The organism is Stutzerimonas kirkiae, assembly GCF_004327335.1.
Taxonomy (GTDB): Bacteria; Pseudomonadota; Gammaproteobacteria; order Pseudomonadales; family Pseudomonadaceae; genus Stutzerimonas; species Stutzerimonas kirkiae.
On record NZ_QJUO01000016.1, the window covers coordinates 41,628 to 58,610 of the forward strand.

Annotated in this window: 15 protein-coding genes and 3 pseudogenes; 1 reads left to right on the plus strand and 17 read right to left on the minus strand. The window is 63.6% G+C overall.

Going from position 1 to position 16,983, the window contains the following annotated elements; translation table 11 throughout:
* Positions 1–26 precede the first annotated feature (26 nt).
* Positions 27–488: a redox-sensitive transcriptional activator SoxR gene (gene soxR / locus DNJ95_RS10515; protein ID WP_131184681.1), complete on the plus strand. Its 462-nt coding sequence runs from the start codon at positions 27–29 to the stop codon at positions 486–488.
* 17 nt (positions 489–505) lie between these two features.
* Here the strand turns inward: soxR and DNJ95_RS10520 are convergent.
* The 17 genes and pseudogenes from DNJ95_RS10520 to trbE all read right to left on the minus strand — a co-directional run.
* Positions 506–628, minus strand: a pseudogene (locus DNJ95_RS10520) (DUF3363 domain-containing protein); the annotation flags it as partial.
* 93 nt (positions 629–721) lie between these two features.
* Positions 722–976 (minus strand): annotated as a pseudogene (gene tnpA, locus DNJ95_RS10525) (IS200/IS605 family transposase); the annotation flags it as partial.
* A 22-nt stretch (positions 977–998) separates the two neighbouring features.
* Complete coding sequence (locus DNJ95_RS10530; RefSeq protein ID WP_131184682.1) at positions 999–1,820, minus strand: type IV toxin-antitoxin system AbiEi family antitoxin domain-containing protein; 822 nt, start codon at positions 1,818–1,820, stop codon at positions 999–1,001.
* A gap of 142 nt (positions 1,821–1,962) precedes the next feature.
* Positions 1,963–3,090, minus strand: a complete 1,128-nt coding sequence (gene fic, locus DNJ95_RS10535; protein WP_131184683.1) for a protein adenylyltransferase Fic — start codon at positions 3,088–3,090, stop codon at positions 1,963–1,965.
* Positions 3,091–3,352: 262 nt separating this feature from the next.
* Positions 3,353–4,613 (minus strand): annotated as a pseudogene (locus DNJ95_RS10540) (tyrosine-type recombinase/integrase).
* Between the two features lie 458 nt (positions 4,614–5,071).
* Complete coding sequence (locus DNJ95_RS10545) at positions 5,072–5,992, minus strand: nucleotidyl transferase AbiEii/AbiGii toxin family protein (RefSeq protein WP_131184684.1); 921 nt, start codon at positions 5,990–5,992, stop codon at positions 5,072–5,074.
* A complete protein-coding gene (locus tag DNJ95_RS10550) occupies positions 5,989–6,726 on the minus strand; it encodes a type IV toxin-antitoxin system AbiEi family antitoxin (RefSeq protein WP_131184685.1) in 738 nt (245 codons plus the stop codon). The genes DNJ95_RS10545 and DNJ95_RS10550 overlap by 4 nt, the downstream gene beginning before the upstream one ends.
* Before the next feature lie 331 nt (positions 6,727–7,057).
* Positions 7,058–7,984: a reverse transcriptase family protein gene (locus DNJ95_RS10555; RefSeq protein WP_131184686.1), complete on the minus strand. Its 927-nt coding sequence runs from the start codon at positions 7,982–7,984 to the stop codon at positions 7,058–7,060.
* Positions 7,981–8,277, minus strand: a complete 297-nt coding sequence (locus DNJ95_RS10560) for a helix-turn-helix domain-containing protein (RefSeq protein WP_131184687.1) — start codon at positions 8,275–8,277, stop codon at positions 7,981–7,983. Before DNJ95_RS10560 ends, DNJ95_RS10555 begins: the two co-directional genes overlap by 4 nt.
* Before the next feature lie 578 nt (positions 8,278–8,855).
* A complete protein-coding gene (locus tag DNJ95_RS10565) occupies positions 8,856–9,071 on the minus strand; it encodes a DUF2274 domain-containing protein (RefSeq protein ID WP_131184688.1) in 216 nt (71 codons plus the stop codon).
* Positions 9,068–10,360: a TraB/TrbI/VirB10 family type IV secretion system protein gene (locus DNJ95_RS10570; RefSeq protein ID WP_131184689.1), complete on the minus strand. Its 1,293-nt coding sequence runs from the start codon at positions 10,358–10,360 to the stop codon at positions 9,068–9,070. Before DNJ95_RS10570 ends, DNJ95_RS10565 begins: the two co-directional genes overlap by 4 nt.
* Before the next feature lie 2 nt (positions 10,361–10,362).
* Positions 10,363–11,358: a P-type conjugative transfer protein TrbG gene (trbG, locus tag DNJ95_RS10575; protein WP_131184690.1), complete on the minus strand. Its 996-nt coding sequence runs from the start codon at positions 11,356–11,358 to the stop codon at positions 10,363–10,365.
* Positions 11,355–12,059: a conjugal transfer protein TrbF gene (trbF, locus tag DNJ95_RS10580; protein ID WP_131184691.1), complete on the minus strand. Its 705-nt coding sequence runs from the start codon at positions 12,057–12,059 to the stop codon at positions 11,355–11,357. Before trbF ends, trbG begins: the two co-directional genes overlap by 4 nt.
* A gap of 12 nt (positions 12,060–12,071) precedes the next feature.
* Positions 12,072–13,457, minus strand: coding sequence for a P-type conjugative transfer protein TrbL (gene trbL / locus DNJ95_RS10585; RefSeq protein WP_131184692.1), 1,386 nt, complete (start codon positions 13,455–13,457; stop codon positions 12,072–12,074).
* On the minus strand, positions 13,454–13,780 hold the full coding sequence (locus DNJ95_RS10590) for a hypothetical protein (RefSeq protein WP_131184693.1): 327 nt from the start codon (positions 13,778–13,780) through the stop codon (positions 13,454–13,456). The genes trbL and DNJ95_RS10590 overlap by 4 nt, the downstream gene beginning before the upstream one ends.
* Before the next feature lie 11 nt (positions 13,781–13,791).
* A complete protein-coding gene (trbJ, locus tag DNJ95_RS10595) occupies positions 13,792–14,532 on the minus strand; it encodes a P-type conjugative transfer protein TrbJ (RefSeq protein WP_131184694.1) in 741 nt (246 codons plus the stop codon).
* On the minus strand, positions 14,529–16,979 hold the full coding sequence (gene trbE / locus DNJ95_RS10600; protein ID WP_131184695.1) for a conjugal transfer protein TrbE: 2,451 nt from the start codon (positions 16,977–16,979) through the stop codon (positions 14,529–14,531). The genes trbJ and trbE overlap by 4 nt, the downstream gene beginning before the upstream one ends.
* Between the last annotated feature and the right edge of the window lie 4 nt (positions 16,980–16,983).

Consider the following 16,983-nt stretch of genomic DNA (forward strand, 5'->3'; position numbering starts at 1 on the left):
ACCTCAAGTTAAGTTGAGGTCAAGCAATGAATGCGAAGAAACCGATTGATTTCTCGCGCCTGCTGACGGTGGGGGAAGTGGCCCACCGCGCGGGCGTGCCGGTCTCCACCATCCACTTCTACGAATCGAAGGGATTGATCGCCAGTACCCGCAACGCTGGCAACCAGCGCCGCTTTGCCTCGGTGGTGCTGCGCTCCATCGCCATCATCAAGGTCGCCCAGCGCACCGGCATCCCGCTGGAAGAGATCAAGGAAGCGCTGGGCCGTTATCCGCCGGGCAGCAAGCTCAGCGCCGTGCAATGGCGCGAGCTTTCCTCGCGCTGGCGCGAAAGCCTCGATGAACGGATCAGGAAACTCACGCGGCTGCGCGACGAACTGGACAGTTGCATCGGCTGCGGCTGCCTTTCACTGGAGGAGTGCCCGCTGCGCAACCCGCTGGACGTGCTGGGCGAAGAGGGTCCCGGGCCGCGGATTCTGGAGCGGCCTTAATAGCGGCCGTACACGGATTAGCGAGAAATGCCTTGTTGTCTTCCGATCTCCCATGACACCCCGCCGCCGCGTACCGTCGCGGCAAGTTGCTGGCCCAGCCGCTGTTCGATCACCGGACGCCACGGCAGTAAGTATCCCCCGGCAAAGCCGGGGGCTTTAATTATGTGAGCCGCTCAAAGCGGCTGGCGGGTGCGCTGCGCGCGTCCCTTGTCTTGGCCACCTGAAGGTGGCAATTACCTCAGCAATTGCAACTGATCCAGACGCCTATCCTCCGCTTCTTGGTTCTGGATATAGGCCCGAATCACAGCCTCGTCACGACCAACCGTCGAGACGAAATACCCCCGAGCCCAAAAGCTCTGCCCAACAAAATTCCTTTTACGCTCTCCATAGACTCGGGCCAGATGAATCGCGCTTTTGCCCTTGATGTACCCCACAACCTGCGACACTGCATATTTCGGCAGGATCTCGACCATCAGCCGCACGCGGTCCGTGTAGCGCCGGTCCCAGTGGTCAAGCCAGGTGCTCATCGAGGTCTCCCGGCAAGGTGATCTGGTAGGTCGGATGAAGGCGTCCGCCGGGCACCAACGCGCGCTTGCCACGGCCCAGATCAACGCCCTCCAGGGGCACGTGCGACAGCCACGCATGCCGATGGCGCTCGGCCAGGGCCAGGAACAGCCGCTTGGCCTTGATGCTGCGGCAACGCCGCAGCAGCAGGCCGACACGCTGCGGCCGCAGGGTGGTCATGGCCTGTATCAGCGCGTCGGCCTCGTAGACCCCCGCCGCATCCGATACGTCATCGCACAGTTCCAGCATGGCCCGCTCAGGCGTCGAGCACACCAGGGCATCGACACCAGGCGCAACGGAATGCCAAGCCAAGCCCGCCTCGGATAGCGCCTTCTCGGAGACTTCCGCAGTGAAGGACACAGCCGGCAGATCGAACGGCCCCTTGCCCTGGTACTCGAAGCGCTGCTCCATGGACAGCTTGCCGACCCAGCCCGGCGGCGGCACCGGCCCGTAAAGCGTGATCGTCCCGGCATCGCCCAGACGCAAGTAGTGCTCGTGCCCTTGCAAGGCCAGCGCGAAGCGTCCCCCGACATGCAGTGGCATGCCCTCCCCGACCTGCAGGCTGCGGACCACGCCCTCCCATTGCAGCCGCCCGCCCCTGCGCATGTAGACGCCACGCGCCGGCGACACCAGCCAGCCGCTGCCCACATAGCGCGCGACCAGGCTGTTGGAGTAGTCATGCGCGCGCAGCCAGCGGCTGGACACCAGGCGCGTATCGCCCAGTTCAGCCAGCAAGCGGTTCAATTTTCCTGAATTTTGAGCATCCATAGTGCTCAAAATATCATATTTATAAACCGCCACCAAGGATGACGAGTTTGACAAAGTTAGGAAAATATCACCCTTAGTGATCTTTTATGGATAAATTCAAACCTTCGGCTGCGCACCAAAAGCGATTTCCGTTCCGGCGCTTTCAGGCGTAAGGCTGGAAGTGGTTGTTGTCCCGGCTGATCAGTTGCATCAGCTTGGGATGGATGAAGAGCTTTTCCTTGCCGAACGGCATTTCGCGCAGCACCCCCACGCCCGCCAAGTCGTGCAGATAGCGCGATGCGGCTTGGCGTTGGGCAATACCTTTGTCCACCAGGTTTCCGATACGGCAGTAGGGCTGCTCGAAGATGACATCCACCAATTCGCGGGTGTATATCTTGGGCAGGCGTGTGCGCACGTACTCGGTGGTGTGTTCGGCCAGCCCGCGAATGGCCGCGATCTTCCCCGTGGTCCATTTGGATGTGTCGGCTACGGCCTGCAGCATGAAAAGCAGCCAGGGTTCCCAGGCGCCATCTCGCGTGACGCTGAGCAGCAGACGGTAGTAGTCGGCCTTGTTGGCGATCACATGGCGACTGAGGTACAGAATCGGCAGGTTCAACAGCTCTTCCTGGATGAGGTAGAGGATGTTGAGCACGCGACCGGTGCGGCCGTTGCCGTCGGTGAATGGGTGGATGGCCTCGAACTGATAGTGGCCTACGGCCATGCGGATCAACGGGTCCAGGTCAGTCTGGTTGTGCAGAAAGCGCTCCCAGTTGGCCAGCATGTCACGCAAGCGGGCCTCGCCTTCGGGCGGCGTGTAGACCACCTCGCCCGTGCGGTCGTTGGCGAGCTGAGTGCCCGGGGTGCGGCGGATGTCCATGTCCACCCCCTTGAGGGTGCGACAGACATCCACGGCGGTGGCGGTACACAACGGCCGCGTCTTGAGCGACTGAAATCCTTGGTGCAGCGCGGTGCGGTAACGCAGCGCCTCTTTGGTGGCAGGATCGGCGTTGTCGTGGCCCTGCGCATACTGGAACAGTCGGTCGGTTGTGGTGACGATGTTCTCGATTTCCGAGCTGTCTTTGGCCTCCAGCAACGGAATGGTGTTGATCAGCATCGCCTGGTTGGGAATCAACTCGGCCGCCTGCTTGAGTTCGGCCAACGCGGCACGGGCCTCGATGCAGGCCTTGAGCACGGGCCGGGTCTCCAACTCCTGTGCCGGTGGCAGCGCTGGCAGCGCTGGCAGCTGGTTGTGGGGCTGCTCTGGATGCCAGGCAAGTTCAATATCGTTCATGATGCAAAAATACCATTTTAACGACGCGTCATCAGCTTACGTCGCTGCCAGCGACGCGCCAACGGCTCATGTTCTTATTTCAATGAAATAGCGACACGTATGCAACTCATGTCGTTCTTGACGACATGAGCGCCTAAGCATGTCGCCAAATCAAGTGTTCAAGAACATGATAAGCACTCCCGTAGAACCGTTTAAGCACGACAAGGATTCCGACTAGAGCCTTTTCGAACGAATCCTTTGGAACGACGGGCATGCATCTGTCTCAGACCGCAGGACTCAGGGCCGGAACTGTCACGTCCTCCGGCACCAGCTTCGGCACATGCGTGCGCCCATCGATCCACGCCGCCACCATGTCGGCCCACTCCTGGAGCATGTGCCGCCGCGGCCCGGCGTACTCGGCCTTGTTGTAGACCGAGCGCGAAGTCCGGCTGCCTTCTTCGTGCGCCAGACACTTCTCGATCCAGTCCCCGTTGAAGCCGACCTCGTTGAGCAGCGTAGACGCGGTACGCCGCAGCGTCATGCACCGTGAAAGGCTCCAGCGGCAACCCGGCTTCCTTCGCGCGTGAACCAATGAGCTGGGTCACCCGGTTGAGCGTTGCATGCGACATGCACCGATCGGGGTCATAGCGCGACGGCAGCACGAACCGCGAGCCCGCCGCGCAGGTGTGCAAGGCCACGAAAATGTCCATTGCCTGCCGCGACAGGTAGACCACGTGCGGCTTGCGCCCCTTCATCCGCGCCTTCGGGATCGTCCAGGTGGCGTTCTCGAAATCCACCTCGTTCCAGGTCGCCTCGACCAGTTCGCTCTTGCGCACCATCGTCAGCAAAATCAGGCGCAAGGCCAGCCGGATGGTCGGATAGGACGCGATTGTCTCCAATTGGTGGAAGGCCAGTCGGATCTCGGCTGGCGAGAGCGCCCGGTCCTTGGGAACGAAGGTCGCGATCGAAGCCGCCTTCACATCGTCGGCCGGGTTGGCGAGCCGCTCGCCATGCAGGATGGCGAAGGCATAGACCTGCTTCACGATGTCGCGGACGTGGATGGCCGTGGCCAGTGCGCCGCGCGCCTTCACTTTGTTGCACAACGCCCGCAGGTCGTCGGGGGTGACTTCCCTCAGCTTGCGATTCTGGAAGATCGGCAGGATGTCGCAGTCGATGATGTGCTTGCGCATCGCCCGGGTGCTGTCGGCCATGCGGGCATCGGCCAGCCAGCGTTCCGTCATCTCGCCGAAGGTCTTGGCGGCCGTCAGCCGCCGCTTGGCCCGCTGCTTCTCCAGCGCCGGGGAAAGGCCCTGATCGACCGAGCGCTTGGCATCGAGCAGTCGCTCTCGCGCCATGGCCAGCGACATGCCGGCCGGCCCATACCGTCCGAGCGTCAGCGTCTCGCGGCGCCCGTTAAGACGGTAGTCGTAGCGGAAGGTGATGGTACTGACGGGCGATACCGCCACGTACATGCCATCGCGGTCAAAAACCTTATAAATCTGGGAATTAGGCTTGAGATTGCGCTGTGCAGTGTCGGTGAGCATTGAGGGTGTTCCTCCTGTTCGTGACGGCTTTTACCGTCAGGGACCTGGAGACCCGTTGATGCTCGGAAAGCCGCATGAAACAAGCTTTCCTGAAGAGTTTTTTACCGTCAAAGACCGGTTCGGTCTCAATAGTAAACAGGAAGGTCTGGATCCGACCTCCGGGGGCTTACCGTCAGTTCTGTCGCCGACCCGTTCTGCTGGCCGGCGATAGCCACCGATAGAAATCGCGACTTATACTATTAAAATCAACAAGTTAAGTCACTTCTACCGATACCTGGCGATAGCCCTCGAAAGACGCTCCGTCATTCCCACTCGATCATCAACAAGCCACGCAGACCCGCGTGGCTTAAGGGATTTTCAGTGATCGACATGGGCCTCTACCGTCGCTCTTACCGTCAGAAACGCACATCCTTTTCTGGCGCGGGTTTACGGGGCATCGGCCTATCATCAATCAGCGCCTAGGATAACGCAGACATCCGCGTCGCGAGCAAGTCGGTCTGCTCAGAAAATTTCTTCGCATCGGTCTTCTGCAACTGTGCCAGATTGTGCAGCTTCCAGCGGATGCCTGGCAGTTGTTCGAGGTGCGCGATGCCCAGCAGCGACCACTCCGGCGTACCAGCAACCAACGACAGCAAGAAGCGCCGCTCGTTGTCGTCCAAGCCCTCCTGGATTTCGCGCGCCATGCGTTCTCGCGCGGCGAGCAATGCATCGAGTGGCACCGGCTCGGTCGTCATGCCTCGGAAGTTGTGCGCGTAGTCGTGCCGGATGTCCCGCAGCGGCGGGAACAGCACTTCATGGATAGGCCGGTTGCTGCTGGATAGATAGACCACGAAAGCGCGTCGGATGCCGGGCGTGATGCCCTCGTGCACGAAAAGCTGCATCACATCGAACAAGTCGCGCGGGTGTTGCCGATCCAGTGCCGCCACCAGCTTCCCGCCGTACACGTCCTCCAGCGACACCACCGGGATGTCCAGATCGGCCATCAGCACGTCGCGCGCGGTCGGTGTGAGCGAAGCGCGGCGCACCGGCTGCACCGTGCCGCGCATGACGAAGTTGACTTCGATCTTGACCTCGATCGAGCCGCGGCGCACCAGCAACTTCGTCTCCCCTGCTGCTGCCACCGGTGCGTGTGTCTGGAACCCTCGCGTCTTCAACCGCTCGGCGGCCTGCCGGACTGCCTCGTTGATTCGCGTCAGCGCCGCGTCACGCGGCAGCGTGTGATCGGGAAAGACCAGATCGAGGTCCACCGACAAGCGCGGCATGTCGCGGACGAACAGATTGATCGCCGTGCCGCCCTTCAATGCGAAGGTGTCGTCCACGAACATCAGCGGCGCCACCTGCGTCAGCAGGCGCGCGGTATCGAGATAGATCTGGTTCATGGCTTGAGCACCAGCAGACCATCAGCCGATCGGGACACCCAGGGCCTGTCGCTGCCCGTTGGCAGCGTGGCCGGGTCGAGCTTGGCTGCCCAAGGCAACGAACCCTCGCGGCCGAGTTGCAGGCATAGCCGCACGGTCTTGACGCTCGTGCAGCGTTGCAAGAGTTCGCGCAGCACGTCGGCGCGCAGGCTGTAGGCGCTCTCGACGAGTTCGCGGGCTTCCTGCAATGGTTGACGCACGCCGACTTCGCTCAACAGTTCCAGCAATGCGCGCTCCGGCGCGGACACCTGCGGCGCCCCGCTGCGCTTCTCGAACGGGCCGACGTGTAGCAAGACGTCCGGCTGCTCGTCGAACAGACGCTTGCGGTGGTACTCGGCCGGGAAACGTTCGGTGAACCATTCCGGCAGACGCGCTGCCGTCCAGCCATACAGGTGCAGCGCGGGCTGCTGCGACACGTACTGGCGCACGCCGTACCAGTCCAGGGCCGACTTGCCGCCAACGTGCAACCCCGCGAACCTGCGCTGCAACAGCAGCAGGCTGGGATGCAGAGCCAGGGTGTCGTTCGGACGGCCATAGACGCCGCGCGCCAGGCGCGTGAGCCATCCTGCCCGGACGTAGTGGACGGCCAAGTCGGCGGAGATGCCCAGCGCCGCCAAATCCTCCGAGGTCAGTGGCGTCCCCGGTGCCAGCCGGGTGTAGAGCGCATTTAGCTTGCTTGTATTCGTCGGAGCCATACTACGATTTTTATAACTTTTCCAAGCACAAGTCAATTTGATATGTTGTCACCAGTCGTAGCCTTGATACGACAATGGTAACTTTTCCAAAATCTCATCTCCTTCGGCGTAGCCGCACGGGAAGACGGTCGGTTGTCGCCTCCCCTGCCCCGCCGAATCCCCGATCCCCGTACCAGTGTCAAGCCCCTAGCGAAAGCCGCCAGGGGATAAAAATCTTTACAAGACATGGGGTTATCTCTACTTCAGGCCGCTTCGACAGACTGTTGCTTTGTGGGGTAAGAGCCACGTGAGAGCGTCGCGATAGAAAGCCAGGGCGTACAACAAGCTCCGTTCAACCTGCACTGCGGAGCGCATCAGCATGCAATATCCGGAGACCGCGCACCCGACTCAAGAGGCGCTTTTCGATCTGACCCGCAGCGATGACGCTTCCCAAGAGGCTTTCGATGGCAGCACGACGCTCCGCTAGGTCACCACTGCCCAGATTCCGAGATTGCAACCAGATGCCGAACTCCTTCGATGGCAATACTGCTATACCTTGGGCACTCACCAGAACGCCCGTCACCACTTTCTGACTATCCGCTGCGTAGATCCGATCTTTGTGGTACTGCAGCCCATGCGAATGCACGACTTTCTTTACATCCCAGAGAAACGCCGGCGTCGCGCTTCTTCCTGAAAACGTCATGTCGTCGACGTAAAGCGTGAACTTCACGCCGCGGCTCTCCGCCAATGCGGACAACTCGTCGAACATTGGGCGTGTAGCAAAATATGCAAGCAGCTGGCTAACGCAGCTTCCTGTCGGGACATGACTATCGTAGATACAAAGTTTAGTCAGCAAGCCAGAGACGTCTGGGCTGCATCGCATGACCTCATGAAAGAATCGATATACCCGCGCAGCGTCAACCGATGGGTAAAATTTCTTGATATCGAGTTTTACGAGTGGCACCGCACCTACATGCTCTTGTGCATTCGTTATGTACGATCGCCCCTTAACTCCAGACTGCAGGTATGCTGGCTTCTCAATGCGCTCAAAGAGCACAAACAGGCGGCGATGCAATCGTTCCAAGATGGGCTTCGGTGTTTCGACCTGCCGCCGCTTCTCGCCCTGGATTATATGAAACACTCGAAAGTTGTCGCCATGCCCAGCGATCCTTTCAAGAAGATCAATATCGGCGTTAAAGATCTCCGCCGCAAGCCTTTTCCTACTCTGCATGCGGTAAAGAGGAGATTGATGCAGCGGATACGTCTTTCGGACTTTCACGTAACCTCGTCCTTGTCAGCAATCCATTGCAACATCTTCAGTGCCTTGCCGGCAATTGCCGCACGCGCTCGCTCCGAACGAGATGGATTCTCTAAATTCTCAGAGAAGAACAGGAATGACGACAACGGCATACCAAACGTGTCTGCATATCGTTGCAGAAGCTCCAAAGTCGGCGCCTTTTTCCCGTTCTCAAGCTCTGACAGATAGGACTTTGAAATATCCAGGCGTTGCGCTAGCTCCGACTGATTCAGATCGTGGAACACGCGCACCAAACGCAGTGCTTCGTGTTGCATGAAACTCTCCTATGTGTTTCACATAAAAAGTCCAGGGGTCATCCCTGAACAGCTTGTACAAGTACCAGATCAGCCTCGCGGCCCAAATGATCACTTTCAGTACGCCGGGATGGCGAAGCCATTTCCGGATGCTGCTCAAAAATGCATACCAACGGCTTGGACGCTCACGCTTTTGTTCAGTCATTTCTGACTCCTTCTCAGTAACGACCCCGCACCATGCGGGGCCTCTCGTCAGTCACAGAGAAGACGGAGAGAACGTCGGCACTTTTACCCCTGGGCTCTCAACCGGTCCCGGAACTCGTCCGGGACCGGCTTCGCCGCAGGATCGACCCGACCGGACCAACCCGACCAGTGCCATGCCCGCGGTGAACATCAGCAGCCTTTCGGCCGCCACGAGCGCTTACGCGCCCCTCGCTTGACGAGTGCTCTCTTTAGCCCAAGCGAACAAAGCATAACAAAGAAGGTCGCAAATGGCAATCAAAGTTCGCTGGTAGCGAACGCGGTGTCCGTGCAAATTTGAGTCGGCTTACGAAGCGCTCACCTCTTGGAGACCTGGCCTGTGCGGCTTCACCTTCGACCTATTGCCTTTTCCGGAACCCCCGATCCCCCGCGATGAAGGCTTCGAGCATGTGCGGGATCAGTGTCACGGCATCAACTGCTTCGCCATAGGTCTGCGCATGCAGCGCGGCGTAGCGGTCGAGGTCGGCTTTCAAACTGGCTGGGCAGGCGAAGGTCAGCTTGATGCTCTCGGTCTTGGGCAGCGGCCCGAGCCGCAGCTTCTTGGTCGTGTTCATCGTGAAGTCCCCCGATTGAAGAACAGCGGCTGGTAGGGCCGCAGCACCAGATCCCGGTTGACGATGATGCGCACCGGCAGGCCCGGTCGCTCCGTCAGCGTCGGTTGGATGTTGAGGTTGCGCCGGGTCATCTCTTGGCCGACCTGATTGATGCTGTCCTGCGCGCTGTCGCGCCCGGCGATGATGACGCGATCCCCGTTCTGGCGGTTCTCCGGCGCGGCCAGTTCGGCGCCGACGCCCAGCAGCGTGGTCAGCACCGCACCGGCGAAGATGCGATCCCAATGCCAATCGACGCCATCCTCCAGCCCGGCGTAGCCGGCCGGGTCAGTGCCGGCCAGGTTGTCGAGCGTGAGCGAGGACGTGTCGGGCAGGATGATCCGGTTCCAGACGACTTGAACGCGGCTCTGCCCGTAGCTGACCTGGCTGTTGTAGCGGCCGAGGATGCGCGAACCCTGCGGGATCAGCAGAAACTTGCCCGTAGCCGTGTCATAGATCGGCTCCGTGACCGTGGCAATCACGTCGCCCGGTAGATCGGACTTGATACCCGTCACCAGCGCCCCGGCGATCACCGTGCCGGCCATGACTTGATACGGCGATGCCGGCATTTGCAGGTTGCCGGAATTACGGGTTTCCGTGGTTCCGGCTTGCTGGAACGCCTCCTTCTGGTCTTGCCGGTTCTGCACGGCGGTTGGGTCGGCAGGCTGGGCCGCCGTCGAGGCCGGCCCGGCCGCCATCGGGTCGAAGGCCGCATTGGCGGCGAAGCCCGGCGCGGCGGCCACCTGCGACTGCGCCACCGGCGCGGCCTGCTGAGTGCCGGTGCGGAAGAACACAGATGATGCCGCCGCTTCCTCGGCCTCCTTCAACCGGGTCAGGCGTTCCGCCTCGGCCGGGTCGTGACCGGGTGTGGCGTAGGCGGCCACGGCCGGCTGCTGCGAATTCACGATGGCCGGCCCAAGGTCGCCCGGCAGCGGTGGCCCCAGTTCCGGAACCTCTGGCGGCAACGTCGGTGGCAACTTCGAGTAGTCGGCCGGAAGCTGGTCGAGTCCTTCGGAGCGCGAGACGCGATCCACGTTGTAAAGCTCGGCCTGCTCGCTGGCCCCGTGCCGCTGCGGTTGCAGCGACCACATCAGCGCACCGAGCACGGCGACCGACAGGCCGCCGGCGAGGATGGCCAGTGTGCGCCGGTTCAACCGTGTGACCGGCCGAGGCTGAGCGCGCAATGCCACCGCCTCGGGTTCGACCTTGCCCGCCTGCGGCGCGGCAACGTCAGGAGTGTCATCCTGGCGCATGGTCAGTTCCTCCGCGTGCCATCCGTGCGCTCGATGCGCACCACGTCGCCCCCGTCCCCGCCCAAGCGAAGTTCAGCCGCACCGAACAGCCGATCGACGATGTAGTACGGCGGGCGGAAGCGGTAGTTCACCAGTTGCCCGTCGCCCTGCGCGCCGATGACGAACAACGGCGGCAACTCGCCTTGGGCGATGCCCGGCGGGAACTGGATATAGACCTTCTCGCCGTCATCGAAGGCGCGCAGCGGCTTCCACGGCGGATTGCTGCCGCTGATCGCGTAGCGGAAACGGATGCGCTCCAGCGACAGGCCGGTATCGACCGGCGCAGCCGTCTGCGCGGCCTGCGCCTGGCGCTGCAAGGCCAACATCCTGTCTCTCGGATAGTCCCAGGACACCGACGCCATCCACGCCTTCTCGGTCGAGGTCAGCTCCAGCAGGTACGTTCTGCGGCTGGTCGTGATGACGAGGTTCGTCTTCAACCCGGAACGGATCGGCTTGACCAGCACATTGATGCGCAGCTCGTCGCCGCTGCCGCTGGACGTGTCGCCGACGATCCAGCGCACGGTATCGCCGGCGGCGACCGTAACCAGTTCCTCGCCTGGCTGGAGCGAAATCACGGTCACGCGCCCCGGCGCGGCATAGACCTGATACAGCGCGCCGTCGGTGAAGGGCCAGACTTGAATCGCATTGACGTAGCCCTCGCGCGACGGCGCGATGCGCGCCTCGGCGTTGGCCTTCGATACGCGCACGGTTTCGTCGGCCGGCTCCGGCTCCGGCGCGGGCGGCGCTTCGTCCACCTCCGGCAGCGGCTTCAACTGTGCCGGCAGCGCTAGCGGCTCGGGAATGGCAACGACCTCCACCGGCTGGGGCGGTTCGGGCAGCGGCTGCGCCCGGACCGGCTCATCGAGCAAAATGGTCGGCGGCGGCTTGCCCTGAGTGGCGCAGCCCGCCAGGACAAGAAGCATCAACGGCAAAGCGTAAAAGCGGAAAGGCAGGTTCATGGCTTGGCTCCTTCGGAAGAATCCAGCTCGCGGCTCCACGACAGGCCGTTGACGTAGATGCCCAGCGGGTTGTGGCGCAGACGTTCCTCGGTGCGCGGGGTTTGCAGCACGATGGACACCACGGCCGTCCACCGCTCCAGCCCGGCGGCCGCGCCATTGACGTAGCGGCGTTCCGTCCAGCGCACGTTGAAAGACGTGTCGCTGGCGCGCACGACACTGGTGATCTGCACCGTCACCGACTCGCGGCCGATGCGTGCGAACGGGTCGTTGGTGCGGGCGTGGTCGTTGAGCACGGCCGCGCCCCTGTCGGTCGCGTAGTCGTAGGCATCCAGCCAGTTCTGCCGCACCACGATGGGGTCGATGGACAGCGATCGAACCAGCGTGATGAAGCGCGCGATGTGGTGCGCCGTCTGCGCGTCGTTGGGCCGGTACGGCGTGGCCGCTTCACCCACTGCGCGTACCTGGCCGGCGTTGTCCACTTCGACCACATAGGGCGTCACGAAGGACTGCGCCGAACGCCAGACCAGGCCGCCGGCCATCAGCAAGGCCAGCACCAGGCAGCCGAAGGCCATCAGCCGCCAGTTCTTGGCCTGCACGCGGGCCGAGCCGATACGCTCGTCCCACACCTGCGCGGCGGATTGGTATGGGGTGGCAGGCTGCGGCGTATCGGCATAGCGCACCTGCGGTCGCTTGAATCGCATGGTCGTCTCTCCTTATGAATCGGAATCGCGCAGGCTCGGGCCTTGCCCTGAGCCGCCGCCATCGCCGCCGCGCAGCGTGTGAGCGGTGGTGGTCGCGGCGTGGGTCATCTGCTGGCGGCGGTGCAGGCGCTTGGCCCAGGCCGGTTGCTTCTGCCCAGCGGCGGCCGGGGCATCGCCTTCGGCTGCATTCCCTTGGGCAGCGCTACTGGCCGCTGCCGCACCGCCGCCAGAAGCCGGGGCCGCGCCATCGGCGCGGAAAGCGGCTGTTGTGCGGTCTTTGAGCGAGCGCGCCCCGGCGGCGGCCTTCTGGCCGGCGGCCTGCGCGCCGGTCTTGGCGATGTTGCCAAGACCAGCCGCCGCGCCCTTGGCCCCGCCGCCGGCAGCGGCGGAGCCGGCCTGGAACGCCGAGCGGGCACCGCTGGCCGCCGATGTCGCAGCGCGGGCGCCGCTGCCGGCCAGCTTGGCAGCGGCCGGCGCCATGCGCGCCCCGGCTGCTACGGCACCGCCCACGCCGGTCGCTGCGGCGCCAATGGCAACGCCCGTGCCAACAGCGCCGACAGCGGCACCGGCCATCGCGCCCGCGCCAAGCTGTGGCGCACCGGACACCAGGCCGGTGGCGATGCCCGGCCCGAAGATGCCCAAGGCCAGCAGTGAGAGCGAAGCCAGCATCACGACCAGGGCATGGTCGATGGACGGCTCATCCGGCACGGTCTGGAACTCGGCGAACAGGCCCGAACCGATACCGACGATCACAGCCAAAACCAAGACCTTGATGCCAGCCGACACCACATTGCCTAGAACCTTCTCGGCCAGGAATGCGGTCTTGTTCCAAAGCGCGAACGGCACCAGCACGAACCCGGCGAGCGTGGTCAGCTTGAACTCGATGAGGGTGATGAAAAGCTGCACGGCCAGCACGAAGAAGCAGAGGATCACCACTAGCCACGCGAGGAACATCACCACGATCGGGTCGATGTTCGTGAACACTTCGGGGAAGCCAGCCATGTCGCCGATCTGCTCCAGAATCGGCGCACCCGCGTCGATGCCGGTCTTCGCCAGCCGCCCCGGTTGCAGGAAGTTCTCCATCGTGATGGCCGAGCCGGTGGCCGTCAGGCCCAGGCCGGCGAACGAGCGGAACACGATGCCGGCCAGCCAGTTGAAGTTGCCGATGATGTAGGCGAACGCACCGACGTAGAGCACCTTGCGCAGCAGCTTGGCGATCACGTCCTCGCCCTGGCCGGTGGCGTGGCTCATGGCCCAATACAGGCCGGCGATGGTCATGTCGATGACGATGAGCGTGGCGGTGAGAAACGCCACTTCGCCTTGCAGCAGGCCGAAACCCGAGTCGATGTAGCGCGAGAAGGTATCGAGGAAGCGGTCGATGATGGTCACGTCGTTCATGGCGTGTCCTCCGGTGGGGCGAGCGGCGTGTCGCCTTCTTGCATGTCGTCGGCGGGTGTATCGAAGCTCGGCGGGATTGGCGGCAGTTCGGCCAGCGAGTCGTACTCGTCCGGCCCGGTATGGCCTGCGAAGAAGCGCTGCCGGAAGGCTTCGGCGGCGGCGCGGCAGGCGTCCTCGCCCACGGCCTGCCGGTCAGCCGCGCATTGCCCGCGCAGCGCCTTGAGCCGCACGGGATCGGCGGCCAGGGCGTCGGCCAGGTTCTCGGCCGGCTGCTGGCCGCAAGCGGTCAGCAGCACGGCCAGCAGGACACAAGCGCATCGCATGGCCGCCTCCGTCAGTTGTTGGGGTAGAAATTGACGGACTGCGGCGTGTACGGCGTGCCGGTGCCAAGGAAGCGCCTGCGCACTTCGCGGGCGCGCTCGGTGACCGCCGCCTGCCGCGCGAGTTCCAGCGAAGCGGCCCGGTCTTGCGTGATCTGGAGCTGCTGCGCCTGGATCGACTGCTTGGCCTGGAGCGCGAGAAGCTGGTTGGTCGCCTGCATGGCTTGCAGCGCGCCGGTGGCCGATTGGCTCTGGCTCACGAGGTCGGCCAGCGCGCTTTCGTCTTGGGTCAGGTTCTGCGACACCTGGGCTTGCATCCGCATGGCGGTGTGCAGGCCGTCCAAGGTGTTCTGCCAACGCTCGCGGGCGTCCTGCGCCATGCGGTCGCCGCTGACGGTGGCGGCGTACTGCTCGGGATAAAGGCGCGCGAACTCCCGATCCATGTTCGTCACGTCGTAGGCCAGTCCCTGCGCCTCGGCGATCAGGCGTTCAGTGGTGGCGAGCGTCGAACGCAGGCGGTTGACGATGTTGAAGTCCAGGCTCGCCAGATTGCGAGCTTGGTTCATCAGCATCTGCGCCTCGTTTTGCAGTTGATTGATCTGGTTGTTGATCTGCTCCAGCGTGCGAACGGCGGTGAGCGTGTTCTGCACGAAGTTGGACGGGTCGAATACGGTGATGGCCGCCGCCGGCTGGGCGAGCATCAGCGAGCCAGCCAGCGCGGCGGCCAGCGAAACGGAAAGCGCACGGATCTTCATGGCAGGTTCTCCTGTCGTGGTTGGGAAAGGAAGGAAGCCGCCGCCGGTGCGGACGGCAGCAGGTCGGCGGCCCAGTCGAGGCCGCGATGGCGCAGCCACGCGCCCGCGAAGCCCGGAGCGCCGGTCTGCGTCAGCACGCGGTCAATGTCGCGCTGGTCTTGCGGTGTAGATGCGCCCGCGAACGCGAGCGCGGTCGGCCCCAGATCAAGGTCGAACAGGCGATTGCCGAGACGGGATTGGTAGTAGTAGTCCCTTTTGGGCTGCGCGGTGGCGACGATCTCGATTTGCCGGCTGTTGAGGCCGAAGCCCTCGTAGATCGTGCGAATCTGCGGCTCTGTGGCCTGGGGATTGGGGAGAAAGATGCGGCTGGCGCAGCTTTCGATGATCGCGGGTGCGATGGTCGAATCCTTGATATCGGCGAGCGACTGCGTGGCGAAGATCACCGACACGTTTTTCTTGCGCAGCGTCTTCAGCCATTGGCGGATGCGCGCGGCGAAAGACGGCTCATCGAGGAACAGCCACGCCTCATCGAGAATCAGCAGCGTGGGTGCGCCGTCGAAACGCTCATCGAAGCGGGCGAACAGGTAGCGCAGCACCGCTTGCACCGCAGCCGGGCTGTGCATCAATTCTTCCATCTCGAAGCCCTGCACGGCGCCGAGGCCAAGACGGTCGGCGTCCGCGTCCAATAGCTTGCCGTGCGCGCCGCCGAGCACATACGGGGCGAGCGTCTGTCGCAGCGCGTTGGATTGCAGCAGCACGGAAAGCCCGGTCATCGTGCGCTGCTCCACCGGCGCGCCGGCCAGGCTGCCCAGCGCCGACCAGATCGCCGCTTTCTCGTCCGGGCCGACGGTCACGCCTTCATGCAGTAAGCGGCCTTCCACCCATTCGGCCGCCCAGGTGCGGTAGCCCTCATGGTCGATGCGCGCGAGCGGCTGGAAGGCAATGCCGCCATCGGCGCCCAGGTCGTAGTGTTCGCCGCCCAGGCCCAGGATGGTGGCGCGCATCGAGCGACCCATGTCGAAGGCAAAGACCCGCGAGCCGAAGTAGCGGCGGAACTGCAAGACCAGCTTGGCGAGCAGGACGGACTTGCCCATGCCGGTCGGGCCAGCGACCAGCGTGTGCCCCACGTCGCCGATGTGCAGCGACAGCCGGAACGGCGTCGCGCCATCGGTGCGGGTGACGATCATCGGCGGGCCGTCGAGGTGGTCGTTCTTCTCCGGCCCGGCCCACACCGCTGACAGCGGCATCATGTGCGCCAGGTTCAGCGTCGAGACGATGGGCTGGCGCACGTTCGCGTAAGCGTTGCCGGGGATCGAGGACAGCCACGCATCGACGGCGTTCAGCGTTTCGGGGATGGTGACGAACCCGCGCCCCTGGATGACGCGCTCCACCATGCGCAGCTTCTCGTCAGCCGCGCCGGCATCCGTGTCCATCACGGTGACGGTCGCCGTCAGGTAGCCGAAGGCGACCTGATCGCTGCCCAGTTCCTGCAAGGCAGCGTCGGCGTCGGCCGCCTTGTTGCTGGCGTCGGTATCGACCAGAGGCGACTCCTGCTGGAAGATGGTTTCGCGCAGCAGCGCGACGACGTTCTTGCGCTTGGCGAACCACTGGCGGCGCAGGCGGCCCAGCTCCTTCTCCGCCTCGGATTTGTCCAGGCACAGGAAGCGCGTGCTCCAGCGGTAGGCAAAGCCCAGGCGGTTGAGGTCGTCCAGAATCCCCGGCCAGGTCGAAGTCGGAAAGCCGCGCACCGACACCACGCGCAGGTGCTGGTCACCCAGCATCGGTGCCAGGCCACCGACCAGCGCGGAGTCGGCCAGCAGCGCGTCGATGTGGAACGGCACCTCCGGCACGGCCACCGGATAGCGCTGCGTGGACACCGTGGCGTGCAGGTAGGTCAGTGTCTCGGCGTCATCGAGCCAGGCGATTTCCGGCATCACGCCATCGAGCAAGTCGAAGACACGATCGGTTTCCGCCACGAAGGCATCGAGCCGGCCGCGCCAGTCCACGCCGTCGCCCGGCGAGTTCTCGTAGAGCAGCTTGGCCGCGCGGGCGCGCGATTCTTCGGGCGGCAGGTACGCGAGCGTCAGGTGATAGCCGCTCTCGAAGTGATGCCCCGATTCCTCGAAGGCCGCGCGGCGTTCCTCGTCCACGAGCCAGGACAGCGGTTCGGGAAAGTCGGAGTGTGGGTAATCCGCCGCCGGCCGGCGCTCGGCTTCAATGAACAAGGCCCAGCCCGAACCCAGCCGGCGCAGCGCGTTGTTGAGCCGCGCCGATGTGGCGATCAACTCGCCGTGTGTGGCACTGTCCAGGTCGGGCCCACGAAAGCGCGCCGTGCGCTGGAAACTGCCGTCCTTGTTCAAGACGACGCCTGGCGCGATCAGCCCAGCCCACGGAAGCCAGTCGGCGAGCAAGGCCGGGCGCTGCCGGTATTCAGCAAGGTTCAGCATGGCG

Excerpts from the sequence above, each read along its gene's own strand:
- soxR (WP_131184681.1), top strand. The coding sequence starts at position 27 with ATGAATGCGAAGAAACCGATTGATTTCTCGCGCCTGCTGACGGTGGGG.
- DNJ95_RS10530 (WP_131184682.1), bottom strand. The coding sequence starts at position 1,820 with ATGGATGCTCAAAATTCAGGAAAATTGAACCGCTTGCTGGCTGAACTG.
- fic (WP_131184683.1), bottom strand. The coding sequence starts at position 3,090 with ATGAACGATATTGAACTTGCCTGGCATCCAGAGCAGCCCCACAACCAG.
- DNJ95_RS10545 (WP_131184684.1), bottom strand. The coding sequence starts at position 5,992 with ATGAACCAGATCTATCTCGATACCGCGCGCCTGCTGACGCAGGTGGCG.
- DNJ95_RS10550 (WP_131184685.1), bottom strand. The coding sequence starts at position 6,726 with ATGGCTCCGACGAATACAAGCAAGCTAAATGCGCTCTACACCCGGCTG.
- DNJ95_RS10560 (WP_131184687.1), bottom strand. The coding sequence starts at position 8,277 with ATGCAACACGAAGCACTGCGTTTGGTGCGCGTGTTCCACGATCTGAAT.
- DNJ95_RS10565 (WP_131184688.1), bottom strand. The coding sequence starts at position 9,071 with ATGAACACGACCAAGAAGCTGCGGCTCGGGCCGCTGCCCAAGACCGAG.
- DNJ95_RS10570 (WP_131184689.1), bottom strand. The coding sequence starts at position 10,360 with ATGCGCCAGGATGACACTCCTGACGTTGCCGCGCCGCAGGCGGGCAAG.
- trbG (WP_131184690.1), bottom strand. The coding sequence starts at position 11,358 with ATGAACCTGCCTTTCCGCTTTTACGCTTTGCCGTTGATGCTTCTTGTC.
- trbF (WP_131184691.1), bottom strand. The coding sequence starts at position 12,059 with ATGCGATTCAAGCGACCGCAGGTGCGCTATGCCGATACGCCGCAGCCT.
- trbL (WP_131184692.1), bottom strand. The coding sequence starts at position 13,457 with ATGAACGACGTGACCATCATCGACCGCTTCCTCGATACCTTCTCGCGC.
- DNJ95_RS10590 (WP_131184693.1), bottom strand. The coding sequence starts at position 13,780 with ATGCGATGCGCTTGTGTCCTGCTGGCCGTGCTGCTGACCGCTTGCGGC.
- trbJ (WP_131184694.1), bottom strand. The coding sequence starts at position 14,532 with ATGAAGATCCGTGCGCTTTCCGTTTCGCTGGCCGCCGCGCTGGCTGGC.
- trbE (WP_131184695.1), bottom strand. The coding sequence starts at position 16,979 with ATGCTGAACCTTGCTGAATACCGGCAGCGCCCGGCCTTGCTCGCCGAC.